General features: G+C 70.8%; 16 protein-coding genes and 1 pseudogene. 11 read left to right on the top strand and 6 right to left on the bottom strand.

All coding sequences use genetic code 11. The features are described 5' to 3' along the window. Positions 1-98 precede the first annotated feature (98 nt). The 3 genes from AMK10_RS21315 (at position 99) to AMK10_RS21325 (ending at position 4,338) form a co-directional block, all read left to right on the top strand. Positions 99-1,322, top strand: a complete 1,224-nt coding sequence (locus AMK10_RS21315) for an oxygenase MpaB family protein (protein WP_073749498.1) — start codon at positions 99-101, stop codon at positions 1,320-1,322. A gap of 217 nt (positions 1,323-1,539) precedes the next feature. After that, positions 1,540-3,846: a molybdopterin cofactor-binding domain-containing protein gene (locus tag AMK10_RS21320; RefSeq protein WP_073749499.1), complete on the top strand. Its 2,307-nt coding sequence runs from the start codon at positions 1,540-1,542 to the stop codon at positions 3,844-3,846. Positions 3,847-3,861: 15 nt separating this feature from the next. Next, a complete protein-coding gene (locus tag AMK10_RS21325; protein ID WP_073749500.1) occupies positions 3,862-4,338 on the top strand; it encodes a (2Fe-2S)-binding protein in 477 nt (158 codons plus the stop codon). Positions 4,339-4,446: 108 nt separating this feature from the next. Here AMK10_RS21325 and AMK10_RS21330 read toward each other — a convergent pair whose 3' ends face one another. After that, entirely contained in the window at positions 4,447-5,466 is a 1,020-nt protein-coding gene (locus AMK10_RS21330; protein ID WP_073749501.1) for an aldo/keto reductase, read from the bottom strand. Between the two features lie 27 nt (positions 5,467-5,493). Then, entirely contained in the window at positions 5,494-6,390 is an 897-nt protein-coding gene (locus tag AMK10_RS21335; RefSeq protein WP_073749502.1) for a helix-turn-helix domain-containing protein, read from the bottom strand. 777 nt (positions 6,391-7,167) lie between these two features. Between AMK10_RS21335 and AMK10_RS21340 the strand changes: the two genes are divergently transcribed. The 6 genes and pseudogenes from AMK10_RS21340 to AMK10_RS38715 all read left to right on the top strand — a co-directional run. Beyond that, positions 7,168-8,052, top strand: a complete 885-nt coding sequence (locus AMK10_RS21340) for an aldo/keto reductase (protein ID WP_073749503.1) — start codon at positions 7,168-7,170, stop codon at positions 8,050-8,052. Positions 8,053-8,125: 73 nt separating this feature from the next. Beyond that, on the top strand, positions 8,126-8,497 hold the full coding sequence (locus tag AMK10_RS21345; RefSeq protein WP_073749504.1) for a DUF2255 family protein: 372 nt from the start codon (positions 8,126-8,128) through the stop codon (positions 8,495-8,497). A 40-nt stretch (positions 8,498-8,537) separates the two neighbouring features. After that, positions 8,538-9,572 (top strand): zinc-binding dehydrogenase, encoded by a 1,035-nt coding sequence (locus AMK10_RS21350; RefSeq protein WP_073749505.1) that lies wholly within the window; start codon positions 8,538-8,540, stop codon positions 9,570-9,572. 222 nt (positions 9,573-9,794) lie between these two features. Then, the gene (locus AMK10_RS37730; protein ID WP_073749506.1) at positions 9,795-10,187 is read left to right on the top strand and encodes a hypothetical protein; all 393 of its coding nucleotides are present in this window, start codon (positions 9,795-9,797) and stop codon (positions 10,185-10,187) included. Positions 10,188-10,346: 159 nt separating this feature from the next. After that, entirely contained in the window at positions 10,347-11,819 is a 1,473-nt protein-coding gene (locus AMK10_RS21365; protein WP_073749507.1) for a cytochrome P450, read from the top strand. Between the two features lie 71 nt (positions 11,820-11,890). Then, a pseudogene (locus tag AMK10_RS38715) lies at positions 11,891-12,079 on the top strand (GNAT family N-acetyltransferase); the annotation flags it as partial. 38 nt (positions 12,080-12,117) lie between these two features. On the opposite strand, the gene AMK10_RS21375 reads toward AMK10_RS38715, so the two are convergent. Then, positions 12,118-12,759, bottom strand: coding sequence for a LysE family translocator (locus AMK10_RS21375; RefSeq protein WP_073749508.1), 642 nt, complete (start codon positions 12,757-12,759; stop codon positions 12,118-12,120). A 109-nt stretch (positions 12,760-12,868) separates the two neighbouring features. Here AMK10_RS21375 and AMK10_RS21380 point away from each other — a divergent pair, with 109 nt between their 5' ends. After that, on the top strand, positions 12,869-13,759 hold the full coding sequence (locus tag AMK10_RS21380; protein WP_073749509.1) for an LLM class F420-dependent oxidoreductase: 891 nt from the start codon (positions 12,869-12,871) through the stop codon (positions 13,757-13,759). Between the two features lie 137 nt (positions 13,760-13,896). On the opposite strand, the gene AMK10_RS21385 is transcribed toward AMK10_RS21380, so the two are convergent. Beyond that, positions 13,897-14,814 (bottom strand): TIGR03619 family F420-dependent LLM class oxidoreductase, encoded by a 918-nt coding sequence (locus tag AMK10_RS21385; protein ID WP_073749510.1) that lies wholly within the window; start codon positions 14,812-14,814, stop codon positions 13,897-13,899. 95 nt (positions 14,815-14,909) lie between these two features. Continuing rightward, complete coding sequence (locus AMK10_RS21390) at positions 14,910-15,758, bottom strand: prephenate dehydratase (RefSeq protein WP_073749511.1); 849 nt, start codon at positions 15,756-15,758, stop codon at positions 14,910-14,912. A gap of 231 nt (positions 15,759-15,989) precedes the next feature. Here AMK10_RS21390 and AMK10_RS21395 point away from each other — a divergent pair, with 231 nt between their 5' ends. Further along, positions 15,990-16,766, top strand: a complete 777-nt coding sequence (locus AMK10_RS21395) for an integrase (RefSeq protein WP_198959761.1) — start codon at positions 15,990-15,992, stop codon at positions 16,764-16,766. A gap of 65 nt (positions 16,767-16,831) precedes the next feature. Here the strand turns inward: AMK10_RS21395 and AMK10_RS21400 are convergent, their stop codons facing one another. Then, on the bottom strand, positions 16,832-17,683 hold the full coding sequence (locus AMK10_RS21400; protein WP_073749512.1) for a poly(ethylene terephthalate) hydrolase family protein: 852 nt from the start codon (positions 17,681-17,683) through the stop codon (positions 16,832-16,834). Between the last annotated feature and the right edge of the window lie 119 nt (positions 17,684-17,802).

A 17,802-nucleotide genomic window follows, 5' to 3' on the forward strand; every position in this document is an offset into this window, starting at 1 on the left:
GGAGGACCCCCGGGCCGCAGAAACATGTCCTCGACCACCTCTCGTACCGCTCACCCCTCGAAGTACCGACCTGTCACAACCAAGAAGGAGTTCGGCCCATGGACGGATTAAGCAGGCGCAAGATGCTGGCAACGGGTGGAGCCCTGGGGGCCATCGGCGCGCTGACGGCGACGACTCCCGCCGGCGCCCGGTCCCTGTGGACCTGGTCGCCCACCGGGTCGGTGGCGGGCACGGGTGCCGGTCTCGACCCGGAATGGGTGTGGGACGAGGAGGCCGACCCCGTACTCGCCGCCGTGATCCAGCGGGGCGACGTGCCGCGGGTCAACACCCTGCTGAAGCGGTGGACCCGCAACGACCAGGCGCTGCCCGACGGACTCCCGGCGGACCTCAAGGAGTTCATGGAGCACGCCCGCCAGATGCCGTCCTGGGCCGACAAGGCCAAGCTCGACCGCGCCGCCCAGTTCAGCAAGACCAAGGGCATCTACGTCGGAGCGCTGTACGGTCTCGGCAGCGGCCTGATGAGCACCGCCATCCCCAGGGAGTCGCGCGCCGTCTACTACTCCAAGGGCGGCGCGGACATGAAGGACCGCATCGCCAAGACCGCGCGGCTCGGCTACGACATCGGGGACCTGGACGCGTATCTGCCGCAGGGCTCGATGATCGTGACCGCGGTGAAGACCCGCATGGTCCACGCCGCGGTACGCCATCTGCTGCCGCAGTCCCCGGGCTGGTCCCAGACCAGCGGCGGCCAGACGATCCCGATCAGCCAGGCCGACATCATGGTCACCTGGCACAGCCTGGCCACGTTTGTCATGCGCAGGATGAAAGAGTGGGGTGTGCGCGTCAACGCCGCCGACTCGGACGCGTACCTGCACGTGTGGCAGGTCAGCGCGCACATGCTCGGCGTCCGCGACGAGTACATACCCGCCACGTGGGACGCGGCCAACGCGCAGTCCAAGCAGGTCCTCGACCCGATCCTCGCCCACTCCCCCGAGGGCGAGGCACTGACGAACGTCCTGCTCGGCATCGTGGCCGAACTCGACGCCGGCCTGACACGCCCCCTGATCAGCGCGTTCACCCGGTACACGCTGGGCGGTGACGTCGGCGACATGATCGGCCTGTCCAAGCAGCCGATCCTGGAGAAGCTCATAGCGACGGCGTGGCCGCTGCTGGTGGCCTTCCGCGAGGGCTTGATCCCGCTGCCCGCCGTCCCGGCGGTCCTCTGGACGCTGGAAGAGGCGCTCCGTAAATTCGTCCTGCTCTTCCTCGCCGAGGGGCAGCCCATCGCGATCGACATCCCTGACGTCAACCGCCCGTCCTGAACGATTCGCCCCACCGCCCGAGCGCGGCGCTTCCCGCACGACGGCCAGGGGCGGCGGCTTCCACCGCCCCTGGCCTCCCCGTCCGCCACCCGTCCGGAGCCGAACCGCACATGAAGACCATCGACGAAGAAACGCCGAAGCGTGCCGCCAGGACGAGTCCTCCTCCGGACTTCCCGACAGGGGGACGCCGAAAGGCGCGGGCAGGAGGAGACCCCCGGTGAACGGTGATCAGGACGCGCCCCGGCCGCCGTCCGGGAACCATGCCTTCGACAGGCGCCGGTTCCTGGGATTCGTACTGGCAGCACCGACCCTGGTGACGGCCGCCGAACTCGTACCCGCCGAAGCGGCAAGGGCCGACGTGCCCTCGGCGGACATCACGGAACTGGTCGACCTCAACGACGTCATGTCCCTGGCGGCTCTGCCGACCTCCGGTCTGATCACGGTCGAGGTCCACACGAACGGCACCGTGTCCTTGGCGTTGCCGCGGGCCGAGGTCGGCCAGGGCATCACGACCTCGACGGCCATGCTGATCGCCGAGGAGATGGACGTGCCGCTCGACCGGGTCCGGGTCACCCTGGCCGACGCGCGGCCGGAACTCCTGTTCAACCAGCTCACCGGCGGCTCCAACACGACCATCTCGACCTATACCCCGGTCCGGGTCGCCGCCGCCGTCGCTCGCGGACGGCTGCTGGAGGCCGCCGCGGTGGTGCTCGGTGCCGCGCTCACCGAGGTCCGCATCAGAGCGGGAGTGGTCCTCGGCCCCGGCGGCCGGAGCGTCGGGATCGGCGAGCTGGCGGAGAAGGCCGCGGCCCTCCGGACCCAGCGGGTCACCACGGAGCTCAAGCCGTCCGAGCAGTTCAGCGTCATCGGCACTCCCCGGGGCCGAGTCGACGCCCTCGACGCGGTCACCGGACGCAAGAAGTTCGCCATGGATCTCACCGTCCCCGGCGCCGCTCCCACCATGGTGTGCCGTCCGCCGACGATCAACGGAAAGGTCACGTCCGTCGCCAACGCCGACGAGGTCCGGTCCATGCCGGGCGTCACCGACGTCGCCGTGATCACGAGCGGTGTGGCCGTGCGCGCCCGGACCTTCGGCCAGTGCATCGACGCCGTACGCGCCCTGCGGGTGTCATGGGCACCCGGCAGCGCGAAGGGCAAGAGCGACACCTCCGTCCTCACGCAACTCAGGGCCGCGGAGCCCACGATGGGACTCCCGCCCCTCACCCCGAGCGTGGAAGGAAGGTTCACCTTCCACTTCCGCAGCAACAGCGCGCTCGAGACCAACTGCGCCATCGCGGACGTACGCCCGGACCGCGCCGAGATCTGGTCGAGCCTCAAGGCGCCGATCGTCGCGAAGGAGGCCATCGCCGCGCTGCTGGGGCTGCCGCTCGGCGCGGTGACGGTGCATGTCACAGAAGGCGGCGGGTCGTTCGGGCGCAAGCTCTTCTTCGACGCGGCGCTGGAAGCCGTGGAGATCTCGAAGAAGATCGGCAAACCGGTCAAACTGATGTGGCACCGGGCCGACGACTCCCGTCAGGGCCGTACGCATCCCATGGCCACGTCCCGCGTGCGCATCTCCTACGTCGGTGACACCGTGCTCAGCTACAAGCAGCGCCACACCAGTGTCGCCACCGATCTCGGTCACGGTTTCGGAGAGATCTTCACCGCCCTGGCGGCGAAACTGCCGGTGGTCGACCTCGGCTTCTCCGAGACGTTCTTCCAGCTCTCCCAGTCGATGCCCTACAACTTCGGCGTGAACAGCCGGCTGCTCAACGAGACCGACAAGAGCTTCAACACCGGCAGCATGCGCAACGTCTACTCCCCCGACGTCACCTGCGCGCGGGAACTCCTCGTCGACCAACTGGCCTCGAAGATGGGGAAGGACCCCTACCGGTTCCGGCGCGACTTCCTCGCGGACGACCGGTCCCTGGCGGTGCTGGAGAAGGCCGCCGAAGCCGGACGCTGGGGCAGGCAGATGCCGGAGGGTACGGCTCAGGGCATCGCGCTCCACTCCGAGTACCACTCGGCCAGCGCGGTCCTGGTGGAGATCGACTGCCGGCCCGAGACCGTGAACCGCCCGGTCCGCGACGGTGTCGCCGGCCCGCGCGTCACCAAGGTCGTCGTCGCCGTGGACGCCGGTCTCACCGTCAACCCGCGTGGACTGGAGGCGCAGATGATGGGCGGCGCCATGGACGGCATCGCGCTCGCCCTCACCTCCAGCCTGCACCTGCGCGACGGATACTTCCTCGAAGCGAGCTGGGACAACTACTTCTACACCCGGCAGTGGAACACGCCGCCCGAGCTGGACGTCATCATCATGCCCGACACCACGGGGAAGCCCGGCGGGGCGGGTGAGCTCGCCGTCGCCGCCTCCATGGCCGCGGTCGCCTGCGCGTACGGCCGCGCGACCGGGACGATGCCCACCTCGTTCCCCGTCAACCACGGCACGCTCGCCTTCGCACCCAAGCCGACCGTCCCTCCTGTCCCGCAGTCCCCGACGGACGGCCGGGACCACGCCTACTGATGTGAGGATCCTTTCGTGCCCGAGCAGACATTCCGCCTCAACGGCGAGCAGGTCACCGTGGACATCGACGACGACGTGCGGCTGTTGTGGGTGCTTCGCGACGTCCTGGGTGTCACCGGTCCCAAGTACGGCTGCGGCATCAACGTCTGCAAGGCGTGTACGAGCCACCTCAACGGAAGGGCGGTCAACCCCTGCGCGATTCCGGTGGGGGACCTGAACCCGGCCGACGAGATCACGACGATCGAAGGGCTTCCGGCCACGGTGGGCGCGGAACTGCACCCCATGCAGCAGGCGTGGCTCGACCAGGACGTCGCCCAGTGCGGCTACTGCCAGCCCGGCCAGATCATGGCGGCCGTCGCCCTCGTACGACGGGCCCGGGAGGAGGGCCGCGAGATCACCGACGCCGACCTGGACGGCATCCGCAACATCTGCCGCTGCGGCACCTACGTCCGCATCCGGGCAGCGATCAAGGACGGTGCCCGGAACATGTGAGAGGGCTTCCCCTCGAACGCGAACCCCGTCGTGGGCGGCGCCGGCCGTGTGCCCGGCAGCGCCCACGACGGGTCCGTCGCACGGGAGACCTCGAGTGCGTGCGCCCGGTCAGCGCCGCCGCTGGTCGGCCCGCAGTTCGAAGTCGCCGTAGCTGTTGTCGACGGGGTTGACGGTGACTCCGGGGGCGACGATGTCGTCGATGGCGTCGAGTACGTCGGCGGGGAGGGTGACGTCGGCGGCGGGCAGGAACGCCTCCAGCTGCTCCATGGTGCGTGGTCCGATGATCGCCGAGGTGACGCCGGGGTGGTTGATGACGAAGGCGACGGCGAGCTCGATGAGGGTGAGGCCGGCCTTCTCCGCCAGGACGGCGAGCTGTTCGACGGCGTCGAGCTTGCGCTGGTTGGCGGGGGTGTTCATGTCGAACCGGGCCTGCGGACGCGCGGCGGAGGCCGGGCCCTCGGCGGCATGCTTGCGGTAACGGCCGGAGAGCCAGCCGCCGGAGAGCGGGCTGTAGGTGAGGGTGCCCATGCCGTGGCGGCGCACGGTGGGCAGGACGTCCTCCTCGATGCCGCGGACCAGGATGGAGTAGGGCGGCTGCTCGGTCACGAACCGCTCCAGACGCCGCTCGCCCGAGACCCACTGGGCCTCGACGATCTGGGAGCCGGAGTAGGACGAGGAGCCGATGTAGCGCACCTTCCCCTGGCGCACCAGGTCGGACAGCGCGCCGAGCGTCTCCGCCATGTCCGTGTCGGGGCTCGGGCGGTGGACCTGGTACAGATCGATGTGGTCGGTGCCCAGGCGGCGCAGCGAGTTCTCCACCTCACGGATGATCCAGCGCCGCGAGCCGCCGCGCTGGTTGGGATCGTCCTGGTCCATGGGCATGAAGAACTTGGTCGCCAGGAAGACGTCGTCGCGGCGGTCCTCGAGGGCTTTGCCGACGATCTCCTCGGAGACACCCGCGGAGTAGACGTCGGCGGTGTCGACGAAGTTGACACCGGCGTCGAGGGCGCGGTGGATGATCCGGATCGAGTCGGCCTCGTCCTCGTTGCCCCAGGGGCCGAACATCATCGCGCCCAGGCAGAGCGGGCTGACCTGTACGCCGGTGCGGCCGAGCGGTCGGTACTGCATGTGAGGGTTCTCCTGAAGTAGGTCCGGTCAGTCGTTCCCGGCGGGGACGACCGTGCCCGTGGTCGTCCAGCTGGCGAGCAGGTCCAGTGCCTGTCGCTCCGGGGAGTCCGGTTCGGGGGTGTAGAAGTTGAGGCGGAGGCCCGGGTCGGAGGGCAGGTCCATCGCCTCGTAGGGCAGCGTGAGGTCGCCGACGAGTGGGTGGCGGAAGTTCTTCACGCCGGAGCGGTGGAACTTCACGTCGTGGCGGGCCCACCGGTGGGCGAACGCGTCGCTTCTGGTCGTCAGCTCGCCGATCAGGTCGGTCAGCGCCCTGTCGTGCGGTGCCCGGCCCGTCTCGGTGCGCAGGAAGGCGACCGCGTCGTCGGCCCCCTTGTCCCAGTCGGCCCAGAAGTCCTGAGCCGCGGGGTCCAGGAACAGGAAGCGCGCGCTGTTGACCGGCCCGCGCTGGGCGAACAGCGGCGAGTCGAAGAGCGGCGCGTACAGAGCCCTGCCCAGGGCGTTGGCGGCCACGACGTCGAAGCGTGCGTTGCGTACGAACGCCGGGACGCCGGTCATCGAGTCGAGCAGCCGCACGATCGTGGGCCGGACCCGGGAGGAGGTGGCGGTGGGCCGCCGGCCGGCGGGGGTGGACGCGCGGGCCAGGTCGTACAGATGGGTGCGTTCGGCCTCGTTGAGCTGCAGGGCGTGGGCCAGGGCTTCGAGGACGGAGTCGGAGGCACCGCTGAGGTTGCCGCGTTCCAGGCGTACGTAGTAGTCCACGCTCATGCCCGCGAGGAGGGCGACCTCCTCGCGCCGCAGACCCGCGACACGGCGGTTGCCGCCGTAGACCGGGAGCCCGGCCTGCTCCGGGGTGATCCGGGCCCGCCGGGTGCTGAGGAACTCGCGGACCTCGGCGGCCAGGTTCTTCTTCTCAGGCCCGGCCACGGTCGGCCTCCGCGCTGGTGTGCCACGGCGGTCCCGGACGGCGTCGCCCGCTGCTGAGGAAAGCTTCGGCGGGGGGCAGTGACACGAGGTGCTCCTTCGGATCGGCGTGGTTCCTGTGCCGGCCCTTCCACGGTAGGTCGGCCGGCGGACCCCTGCGAGGTACTGCCAGTACCTGGAAGAGCAGTGACTCCCACCTGCGCGGCGGCACGCGGTTTGCTGGACAGGACCGAGGCCGGGCACGCCGGAATCACGGGCCCGATCCCGGTCTCCGACCGAACCGGAGGAGCACCGTGCGCACAGCACTCATGCACGAAGCCGGTCGTGTCCGCGCCGAGGACACGGCCATGGACACGCCTGAGGCTCCCGAGGTGCTGGTGCGGCCGTGACCAGGCAGTCTGTGATCAGCCCTGTGGGTGCCCGCACCGGCGCCTGCAGCGGTACGAACCGCAGCTCGGGTACCCGGCGGAACCGTCGCCCTGGAGCCGCCGAAGGAGCGGGAGACAGCATGACGGCCACTGCTCGACGCGCGCCATCGGCGGTGGAGCGGCCGGGCAGGCACAGGCCCGCACGATGCCGGTGCTCAGCTGCCCCGTGGTCGTCCGCGACCACTCGACCGGTCTTCACCGGGTTGCCGCGGATCCGCTCCGCCCCGGGATCTCCGGCCGGCCTGTCCCTCCCCGCGCTCACCGGATGAGCCGCGTTACCGGCCCGTGCCGTCGTCGCGGTCGTCACCCTCGTCGTGCCCGCACGGGGCACTTCCGCAGAAAGGCAGAACCGATGCAGACCCTCACGCTCAACAACGGTGTCCGGATGCCGGCCCTGGGACTGGGAGTCTTCCAGACACCGCCGGACGAGACGCGGGACGCGGTGACCGCGGCCCTCGAACTGGGTTACCGGCACATCGACACCGCCGCCGCCTACGGCAACGAACGCGAGGTCGGCCAGGCGCTCCGCGACTCAGGGGTCCCGCGCGACGAGCTCTTCGTCGAGACCAAGATCTGGATCAGCGACTACGGCTACGACGAGACCCTGCACGGCTTCGACAAGAGCGCCGCCAAGCTCGGGGTCGACCGGATCGACCTGCTGATCCTGCACCAGGCCCTCCCGTCCGGCTTCGACAGGACCCTCGCCGCGTACCGCGCCCTGGAGAAGCTCCTGGCGGACGGCAAGGTCCGCGCCATCGGCGTCAGCAACTTCATGGCCGAGCACCTGACCGCACTGCTGGACGCGACGTCCGTGGTGCCCGCGGTCAACCAGCTGGAGATCCACCCCTACTTCCAGCAGCGCGCCGTCCTCGACTTCGACGACACCCACGGCATCCTCAACCAGGCGTGGTCCCCGATCGGCGGCATCACCTTCTACCCGGGCTACGGCGAACATCGCGTGAGCGTCCTTCAGGACCCGGCCGTCACCCGCATCGCCGAAGCCCACGGCAAGAGCCCGGCCCAGGTACTGCTGCGCTGGGGGCTCCAGCAGGGCCGCTCGGTCATCCCCAAGTCGACGAAGCGTCACCGCATCGCGGAGAACATCGACGTCTTCGACTTCTCGCTCACCACGGACGAGCTGGCCGCACTGGACGCCCTGGAGACCGGCCGGCGCGGCGGCCCCGAGCCCGAGGCCGTCACCCTCGCCGACTTCGGCCGCGCCATCCCCGAAGCCTGATGCCGGGCCGTCCCACCCGCGGAGGAACCACCGTCCACCACGTCCACGCACCGGGCCACGGAAGGGAAGAAACATGACCACCTGGAACGAGTCCGGCCTGAGAAGAATCGGCACGGCGGAAGAACTGGACCTGCAGTCCGAGCGCGGCGACGGAACGCTCCGCGCTCCCGTGACCATGTGGGTCGTACGGGCCGGAGACCGGCTCTACGTCCGCTCGGTCAAGGGCGTGGACGGCCCCTGGTACCAGGGCACCCGCTCCCGCCACCAGGGCCGCGTGGAGGCCGGGGGCGTCCGGGCCGACGTCGCCTTCCGCGACGCCGACCCCGGCGAGTACCCCGACGTCGACGCGGCCTACCGGGCCAAGTACGGCCGGTACACCAGCATCGTCGAGCACGTCCTGACCGAGCGGGCCCGCGCCTCCACCCTGCGCCTCGAACCCCGCTGACCACCCCGCACCCCCTCAACACCTGCCAAGGAGCACACCCGTGCGAGCCACCCTGATGTACGCCGCCGAGGACGTCCGCGTCGAGGACGTGACCGACCCGAAGATCCAGCAGCCCACCGACGCGGTCGTGCGGATCGTGCTGTCCTGCGTGTGCGGCAGCGACCTGTGGCCCTACAAGTCGCTGGAGCCGACCGACGCGCCCCGCCACATGGGTCACGAATTCCTCGGCGTCGTCGAGGAGACCGGCGCCGACGTGCGCACCCTCCGGCCCGGCGACGTGGTCGTCGCCCCGTTCGTGTGGGCCGACAACACCTGCGCCTACTGCCGCGAGGGCCTGCAGACCTCCTGCCCGCACGGCGGACAGTGGGGCGTCGACGGCGTGGACGGCGGACAGGGGCAGGCGGCCCGGGTCCCGTTCGCCGACGGAACTCTGGTGAAGCTGCCCGTCGCGGAGGACTCCGCACTGCTGCCGGACCTGCTGACCCTGTCCGACGTGCTGTGCACCGGCTACCACGCCGCCCGCACGGCCGGCGTCCGCCGCGGCGACACCGTCACCGTCATCGGGGACGGCGCGGTCGGCCTGTCCGCCGTGATCTCCGCGAAGCTGCTGGGCGCCGAACGGATCATCCTCATGGGCCGCCACCGGGCCCGGACCGACCTGGGGCGTGAGTTCGGCGCCACCGATGTCGTCGCCGAACGGGGGGACGAGGGCATCACCCGGGTCCGCGAGCTGACCGGTGGCGACGGGACCCGCAGGGTCCTCGAATGCGTGGGGCTGAAGGACGCGCTCGTACAGGGCTTCGGGGTGGTCCGTGCCGGCGGCACCGTCAGCCGCGTCGGCGCTCCGCAGTTCACCGACGTGCCCTTCGGCTTCCCCGACTTCCTGCGCAACATCACGCTCACCGGTGGTGTCGCGCCGGCCCGCGCGTACATCGAGGAGCTGATGCCGCACATCCTCGACGGCTCGATCCGGCCCGGCCGCGTGTTCGACCGCACCGTCGCCCTGGAGGACATCGCGGAGGGCTACCGGGCGATGAACGACCGCGAGGCGCTGAAGACGCTGGTTCGCCCGTGACCGCCCGCACCCCCGAACGCGGCCGCGGCGGCCGCGCACGCGCGCCTCTTCCCCGGCCACCGCTCCACGCTCGCCAGGACCGACCCGGAACTCATCGCCCGGTTCGACGACTTCGCCTTCGACGGGGTGCCGGGCCACACCGGCGACCTGCCGGAGAGGACCCGGCTCATGACGCAGCTCGCCGCGATGATCGCGGTCGGAGCGGACGCCGAGTAACGCGTGATGCTGGGCGCGGCACTCACCGTCGGTGTCGTGTCCCGGCTGCTCCCCCAGCGCAACGTCACGCTGTTGCGGGCCGAGTCCCTGATCAACGACGGCACCGCGCTGGTCGTCTACAGCATGGCGGTCGGCGTCTCCAGCCCGACCAGGACGAACAAGGAACCGTTGAGCAGATACATGGCCGCCGCCGGCACGGCGAGCGATCCGGGCTCGGGGCCGCTGCTGCGGCGCCGACGGCAGGAGGCCGACCTGCGTCTGGCCCTCCTGGAGCACAAACGCTCCGCCGTCATCGGCCTGCGTGACCAGCACCGGATCGACGACGCCGTCCTGCTGCGGGTGCAGGAGCAACTGGACGCCGAGGAGGTACGTCTGGAGCAGGTGAGGGAGACGGGGTGAACAGAGCGCGGGCAGCGTCCCTCGCGAGGCTCCGGTGGCCGGGCAGCAGGGCGGGCGGCTCCGGCCCGTAAAAGATCTTCGGGGTCGGCATTCCTTGATCATTCGATGGGCATGCATCGGCTCGATCGCCGATACCCCACTAGGAGTGATCCGCCCCACATGAGTGCCCCCACCAGCACGTCCGCCGGCAGTACGTCGGCCACCGCCACACCGACCGCCCCCGGCGCCCTCCCCCTCATCGGGCACGCGCACCGGCTCGCCCGCGACCCCCTGCCGTTCATGACCTCGCTGCGCGAGCACGGCACCGTCGTCCGCATACGCATCGGGCCGACTCCCGCGTACGTCGTCACCGATCCCGCCCTGACGCGTGAGGTCCTGGTGACCGACGCCGCTCATTACGCGAAGGGCGGCAGGATCATCGACGCGCTGCGCATGTTCTTCGGTGACGGGCTCGCCACGGTCGCCGACGGAGACACGCATCTGCGCAACAGGCGTCTCGTGCAACCCATGTTCAACAAGGCCCACATAGCCGATCGCGGCGCCCCCATGATCGAGCAGGTACGGAACGCGGTCGGCGCCTGGCCCGCCGGTGTGCCGCGCGACGTGTACGCGGACATGAACGAGGTGGCCCTCTCCGCGTTCCTGGTCGCCCTGTTCGGCGCGGACCTCCCGGGACATCTGGAGGGCGAGTTCGTCACCCTCATGCCCGAGATCATGAAGGGGGCGATCCGTCAGACGATCCTTCCGACCTGGGTCACCCGCCTCCCTCTGCCGGCCAACCGGGCCCACGCGGACCGTGTGGCGCGGCTGCGCGCCCTCATCGACCAGGCGATCGACCACCACAGCGTCCGGTCCCCCGGGACGGGCCCCTCGGGCGGCACCGCCCCGGCCGAGGGCGTCGCGCCCGGGGCCGGGGCGGCGGGCTGCCCGCACGCCACACCCCGGGGGCAGGACCAGGGCGGACTGTTCAAGACCCTGCTGACCGCAGAGGACCCCCTCACCCGGCAGCAGCTCCAGGACGAGGCGATCACTCTGCTGACCGGGGCGATCGAGACCACCGGGACGACTCTCGCCTGGACGTTGTACGAGATCACTCAGAACTCCGGGATGGAGAAACGTCTCCGCGAGGAGCTCGCGGCCGTCTGCGGTGACCGCCCCCTCCGCTACGACGACATCGGCCGGCTCACCTACGCCCGCCAGGTGCTGCACGAGTCCATCCGCAAGTACGGCCCCGCCTGGATGGTGACCCGCACGGCGACCCGCGACATCGAGCTCGGCGGGCATCGCATACCCGAGGGCGCGGACGTCGTCTGGAGCCCTTATCTCCATCAGCACGACGCCCGCTGGTTCCCCGATCCGGAGACCTTCGATCCGGACCGCTGGACGCCGGAGCGCGCGCCCGCCGCACGTGGTTCGTTCCTCGCCTTCGGTGACGGGCGCCGCAAGTGCATCGGCGAGAACTTCGCCTGGGCCGAACTCCAGATCATCCTGGCCAGCATCCTCCGTGCCTGGCCCCGCATCACGCTCACCTCCCGGCCTCCGCGCGCCCAGGCCGTCGTCACGGTGAAGCCGGACGCCCTGAGCATGGCGTACCACCCGCGGGCGGCGTCGGTGACGGAACCCGGCGCCTGACCGGCCCGCCCGCCGCGTCCGCCGGGCTCCGGCGGACGCGGCGGGCGGCGCTCACGGGCGGCGGCCGGAACGCGCGAGGGGCACCCGCCCTGACCCTCACCACGTTCACCGAGGTCCGCTGGAACGACCCGTACTGCGTCCGCTGCGGCTTCCGCCTCCTGGACGACGGCGAACTGACCCCCGGCCTGCGGACGATCCGTCGGCGTGAAGCGGCACACGGCCTGGACCGGTGGCCCCGCGTCTGTACGCGGCGCTCGCTGCGACCAGGGCGAACGGCCCGGGAGCCACCTCCACGGGCTCAGTCGCTCAGGGCGAGCCTGACACCGAACCCCGCGATGACGGTGCCGGTGATCCGGTCGAGCAGACGCCGGGCCTGAGGCTTGCGCAGCCAGTTGTGCAGCACGCGTGCGAACCCGATGAGGGCGGCCGACCACAGCAGACCGAGGGCGATGTGCACCGAGGTGAGCAGGAGCCCCATGGCGAAGTGGCTCACGCCCTCGGGAATGAACTGGGGCAGGACGGCGACGTAGAACGCGCCCATCTTCGGGTTGAGGAGGTTGGTGAGGGTGCCCTGCCGCCAGCCGCCGGGGACCGAGTCCTGACCGGTGAGCAGAGGGGACTCGTCGGTGGCGTCCCGCCCGGGCAGCCCACGGAAGGTGTCCCTGAGCATGCGGACGCCCAGCCAGACGAGGTAGACGGCGCCCGCCCAGCGCAACGTCACATAGGCGAGGTGGGACGCGGTCAGGAGCGCGGTCACCCCCAAGGACGTGAGTGCGCCCCACACCAGGGTGCCGGTCTGGACTCCGAGGACGACGCCCCAGGCTCTCCTGCGCCGGCCGAGGGCCGAGGTGCGAAGGATCAGAGCGGTGTCGAGTCCGGGAGTGAGAGTGAGAAGCCCTACGACCAGGGCGAAGGACCACAGCGCGGTGTCTATTGCCATGGAAGGCCAGCGTACGAGAACGCGCGGCCGGTCTCCTCACGCACCCCCTCTTTGTGAGGAATCCCGGCTCACCCGGGAATAGCCGGCCCGGGTCGCGGTTGATCACACCATGACCTCTGAGACGCGCGAGACATTCGGACGGATCGGTATCTGGAGCGGGGCGCTGCACGGCTCGCGGACCGACGACGCGGGCAGGAAGGCGATCGCGGAGGCGGTCGCCGAGCTCGAGGAGCTGGGCTACGGCACTCTCTGGCTCGGTGGCAGCCCCTCGGTCGACGACGCGGCGGCCGTCGTCGCCGCCACCCGCACCATCACCGTGGCCACCGGCATCCTGAGCATCTGGGATCACACCGCCGAGGAGGTGACAGCGGGAGTCGCGGCCATCGAGGCGAGCGCACGTGACCGGTTCGTCCTCGGCCTGGGCGTCAGCCACGGCCCCATGGTGCCCGCGTATGCGAAGCCGTACAGCGCCATGGTGGACTACCTCGACGCACTCGACGCGGCGGCACCGCCCGTGGAGGCCGGACACCGGGTGCTCGCCGCGCTCGGCCCGAAGATGCTGAAGCTGGCGGCCGACCGGTCGCTGGGAGCGCACCCCTATCTCGTCACCACCGAGCACACGGCGGAGGCCCGCGCGGCGCTCGGCCCCGACGCGCTGCTCGCCCCGGAACTGTCGGTCGTGCTCGACACCGACCTCGAGCGGGCCCGCACGACCGCCCGGAACATGTTCGGCACGTACCTCCGACTTCCCAATTACACGGACAACTTGCTCCGCCTGGGATTCACGGAGAGCGACTTCGAGGGCGGCGGCAGTGCCCGTCTCCTCGACGCGCTCTTCGCGCTGGGCGACGCCGGGCACGTGAAGGCGCGTACGCAGGAGTACTTCGACGCGGGGGCGGACCACGTCGCGCTCCAGGTGGTCACCGCGGAAGACCGCGGCAAGGACCTGCCGCGCGCCGAGTGGCGGGAGCTGGCCGGGGCGTTCGCCGGCGAGCTGTAGCCGGAAGGCCGGCCACGGCGGCCGGACCGGCCACCTCGTACCGTACGGAGTGCGAAAACCCGGACCGGTCATCTCTCGTACCGTACGGAGCGCGGAACTCCCGGCCGGACCGGCCGCTTCGCATGCCGTACGGACGGTCAGCCGGCCCGTACGCCTTCGATGAACCGTCCTGCCAGGTCGATACGTTCGTCCAGCGCGGCCGGCGTCTGCCCCAGGTCCAGGAAGAGTTCATGGACGCCCGCCCCGGCGGCGGCCCGCGCGTAGTCGATGTACTGGTCCAAGGTCCCCGCGCGGGGGACCTGAGCCGGGTCGGTCCTCGCGGAAGTCAGGGTGGGGTTGACCCGCAGGGCCATCCGCAGCCCGTCGGGATCGCGCTCCGCCCGCTCGGCCTCCTTCACGATGACCGGCCACATGTCCATGAGGGGCGTCAGGGGCATCGCTCCGGGCAGCCATCCGGCGAGCCGCCTGCCGATCCGGCGGAACCCTGCCGGGGTGAACGCCGCCAGGAGCACGGGCGGCCCCGGCCGTTGGTGCGGCTTGAGTCCGACGACCGTCTCCGGGACGGTGAACAGCGGTCCGTCATGGGCGAACACGTCGTGGGTCCAGTACCCGTCGAGCACGTCGAGGGTCTCGTCCAGCCGCCGCCCCCTGGCCTCCCAGGGCACACCGACCGCTGTGTACTCGTCGGGCATCCAGCCGAACCCGAGTCCGACGTCCAGACGGCCACGGCTGACGACGTCGAGGGTGGTCAGCGACCGGGCCAGCAGCAGGGGCGGATACCAGAGGCCGTTGAGCGTACTCGTCCCGAGCCGGACACGGTCCGTGTGAGCAGCGGCGAGGGTCAGCGACACCAGCGGGTCCATGTGGTTCTCGTAGGACCGCGGCATGACACCGCCGGCGCCGGGGTACGGCACGCTGGGTGTCCGGGGCGCGAGGACACGGTCGCCGCTCCAGAGGGAGTCGTAGCCCATCTCCTCGGCGGTACGGCTCACGGCGACGACTGCATCCGCGTCGGCGTCGCGGCCGAAGGTGGGCAGGGCCAGACCCAGTCGCATGTGTCTCCCTTCGGCTGCGGACGCGTGCGCGTCCGCAGGTATCGGGCTGAACCACGGCAACATACATGTGCCCTGCAACCATATACGCCAGAGGCTCAGGCGGTGCGGCCCCCGAGACGGTGCGGGTGTGCCGGATACACCCCGAGGACGCGTACCTCGGAGGAGAAGAAGCGCAGTTCGTTGAGGGCGAGGTCGACACGGGGGTCGTCGGGGTGTCCCTCGATCTCGACGTAGAAGTGGCTGGCGTTGAGCCCCGCGCCCATCTGGTAGCTCTCGATCTTGGTGAGGTTCACGGAGCTGCTGGCGAACCCGCCGAGGGCCTTGTAGAGGGCGCTGGGAATGTTGCGCACGCTGAAGAAGAGGCTCGTCATCGTGGGTTCGCCCGTGTCCGGTGCGATGCTCGCTTCCCGGGAGAGGACGACGAACCGGGTGGTGTTGTCCGGGTCGTCCTCGACACCGGCCCGCAGCACGTCCAGGCCGTGCAGCCGGGCCGCGGCGGGCGGGGCGAGGGCCGCGTGCCGCGGGTCGCCCAGCTCCGCGACCTCGCGTGCCGCACCGGCCGTGTCGTCGGCGACGAGCGTGCGCCAGCCACCCTCTCGCAGGACCTTCCGGCACTGGCCGAGGGCATGCACATGGCTGCGTACGCACTCCACGTCCTCGGTGGTGGCGCCACGCACGCCCATGAGGTCGAAGCGGATGGCGAGGAAGTGCTCGGCGACGATGAACAGCCCCGACTCGGGGAGCAGGTGATGAACGTCGGCGACGCGTCCGGCCGTCGAGTTGTCGACCGGGATCACGGCGAGATCGGCCGTACCGAGGGTGACGGCGTCCAGGGCCTGCTCGAAACCGGTACAGGGCATTTCACCGCATTCCGGGTAGAGGAACCGGGCGGCCGTCGCCGAATTCGACCCGGGCTCGCCCTGATATGCAACGGTCGTCGTCACCGTGTCTCGCCTTCCACCGTGCTGATCGCGTCCATGAACGGCAGAAGCTCCACCGAAATCGCGTGTACTCCAGTATCGGGGGTACGCCCGGGGCCGGAATCACAGGGGTGCGGGGCTTCACCTGGCAGTCGCCCCGGCCGAGTGGGGCCGGCGGGGCGGATACTCGGTCTCTCCCCCGCGGTCGCGGGGAGGCGGAGAGAGGGTGCGCGTGTGCGGGTGACGATGACGAGCGTGGCCAAGCGGGCCGGCCGCGCCAACGAGGACTTCACGGGTGCCGTGCCGACGGCCGCCGTGCTCATCGACGGCGCAGGAATCCCCGGTGCCGCATCCGTCTGCCGGCACGGTGTGGCCTGGTACGCGTCACGGCTGGGCGGCAGTCTCCTCGGCCTGCTCGCGGGCGCGCCCGAGCGCGGTCTGCCGGCGCTGCTCGCCGAGGCGATCGAACAGGTGACGGACGGCCACCGGGGCACCTGCGATGTCGCCGACCCCATCAGTCCGTCGGCGACCGTGGCCGTGCTGCGCGTGTCCGGCGGTCTGGCCGAGTACCTGGTGCTCGGCGATTCGGTCGTCGTGCTCGACGAAGGTGACGACACACCGCCGCTCGTCCTGACCGATCCCAGGGAGACGGTCGTCTGCCGGCCGTACCGGGCGGTGCTCGAAGCCACCGCCGAGGACAGCGACGACTACCGCCGCGTCCTGCGGGACATGCGCGCCAACCGGAACCGTCCGGGCGGCTTCTGGGTGGCCAAGGACGACCCCCGGGCGGCGGAGGAGGCGATCACCGGATGCGGTCCGGTCTCCGGGCTGAGCGCTGCCGCACTCCTCAGCAACGGCGCCGGCCGCATCGTGGACCTGTTCGGGCTCACCGACTGGCCGGGGGTCATGGCCACCCTGGCGTCGGGCGGATCCGCCGACATCATCCGCCGGGTCCGCCGGGCGGAGGCCCGCCGGGCGGTCGCGGCGGACGACGCGACGATCACCTACTGCACAGGCCTCGGCCCGGCCTGACCTCCGCGCGGCCGCCGGTCGGGTCAGGCCGGGTGAGTCCTCTCGACGAGGTCCCGTCGGGACAGTCAGGAGAGGTTCTTCTGCTCGACGTCCCAGTCGCCGGAGCACATCCCGCAGTCCGGGCCCACGAACTCCGCCCGCGCCACGGCGTCGCCCTTGAGCTGCCACTTCAGCCAGTTCACACCGACGCGGCCGAACTCGCCGCCGTTGGGCTCGGCATACGTGCCGTAGTGCCCGACGTCGAGGTTTCCGGAGAACGCGGGCAGTCCGGCGGGAAGCCTGTCCCAGTCATCGGCGGCGTTCTCGTACGCGATGTCGTCCGGGCCTCCGATGAAGTACGCGATGGGCGCGTGCAGACGGGGCAGCTGGATCCGTTTGTCGAGCCTGCTCATCAACCCGCTGTTCCACATGACCGTCGTGTCGATACGCGGGTCGTCGGCGATCTCCATCGTTTCCAGCCCGCCGCACGACTGGCCCATGACCGCGATCCGCGACGTGTCGATCCGGCCCCTGAACCTGCTGTCCGGGTCGCTGGCGGCCGCGACGGCCCAGTCCACCGCCTCGATGAGCATGTCCGAGGACGTCCGGCCGGAGCCACCCGGGACCCCGCTGGCGATCACGAGGAAGCCATGGGAGGCGAACTCGGTCAGGATGTTCTCGAACCAGGTGCCGTCCGCGCGGCACGCTCCGTTGCCCCAGGCGACGACGGGCAGCTTCTCCCCGGCCGGAAGGATGTCCGGCCGGTAGACCGTGTGGCCGGGCAGGGTCGCCACGGTCTCGTATCCCGCGGGGTGGGGTCCCGTCCCGCCTGCCGCGGCGACCTCGGCATCCGCCCCTGCCGCCGTCGCCGGTGCGAGTAACACCATGGCGAGCAGTCCCGCTGCGGCGCCGGCGACGCGGCGCATCATCTGCCTCATTCGTGTTCCACCTCCTGGATCCGGAATCCTGTCGGTCGAGCACGCTAGGTACGCCCGGGGGCCGAGTCACCCGCGGGGCCTGAACACTGGTGAAAGTACCGATCGCCACCGGGGCGGCA

This window comes from Streptomyces sp. CB02058, from assembly GCF_001905505.1.
Taxonomy (GTDB): Bacteria; Actinomycetota; Actinomycetes; order Streptomycetales; family Streptomycetaceae; genus Streptomyces.

Excerpts from the sequence above, each read along its gene's own strand:
- AMK10_RS21315 (WP_073749498.1), top strand. The coding sequence starts at position 99 with ATGGACGGATTAAGCAGGCGCAAGATGCTGGCAACGGGTGGAGCCCTG.
- AMK10_RS21330 (WP_073749501.1), bottom strand. The coding sequence starts at position 5,466 with ATGCAGTACCGACCGCTCGGCCGCACCGGCGTACAGGTCAGCCCGCTC.
- AMK10_RS21340 (WP_073749503.1), top strand. The coding sequence starts at position 7,168 with ATGCAGACCCTCACGCTCAACAACGGTGTCCGGATGCCGGCCCTGGGA.
- AMK10_RS21345 (WP_073749504.1), top strand. The coding sequence starts at position 8,126 with ATGACCACCTGGAACGAGTCCGGCCTGAGAAGAATCGGCACGGCGGAA.
- AMK10_RS37730 (WP_073749506.1), top strand. The coding sequence starts at position 9,795 with ATGCTGGGCGCGGCACTCACCGTCGGTGTCGTGTCCCGGCTGCTCCCC.
- AMK10_RS21365 (WP_073749507.1), top strand. The coding sequence starts at position 10,347 with ATGAGTGCCCCCACCAGCACGTCCGCCGGCAGTACGTCGGCCACCGCC.
- AMK10_RS21375 (WP_073749508.1), bottom strand. The coding sequence starts at position 12,759 with ATGGCAATAGACACCGCGCTGTGGTCCTTCGCCCTGGTCGTAGGGCTT.
- AMK10_RS21380 (WP_073749509.1), top strand. The coding sequence starts at position 12,869 with ATGACCTCTGAGACGCGCGAGACATTCGGACGGATCGGTATCTGGAGC.
- AMK10_RS21385 (WP_073749510.1), bottom strand. The coding sequence starts at position 14,814 with ATGCGACTGGGTCTGGCCCTGCCCACCTTCGGCCGCGACGCCGACGCG.
- AMK10_RS21400 (WP_073749512.1), bottom strand. The coding sequence starts at position 17,683 with ATGAGGCAGATGATGCGCCGCGTCGCCGGCGCCGCAGCGGGACTGCTC.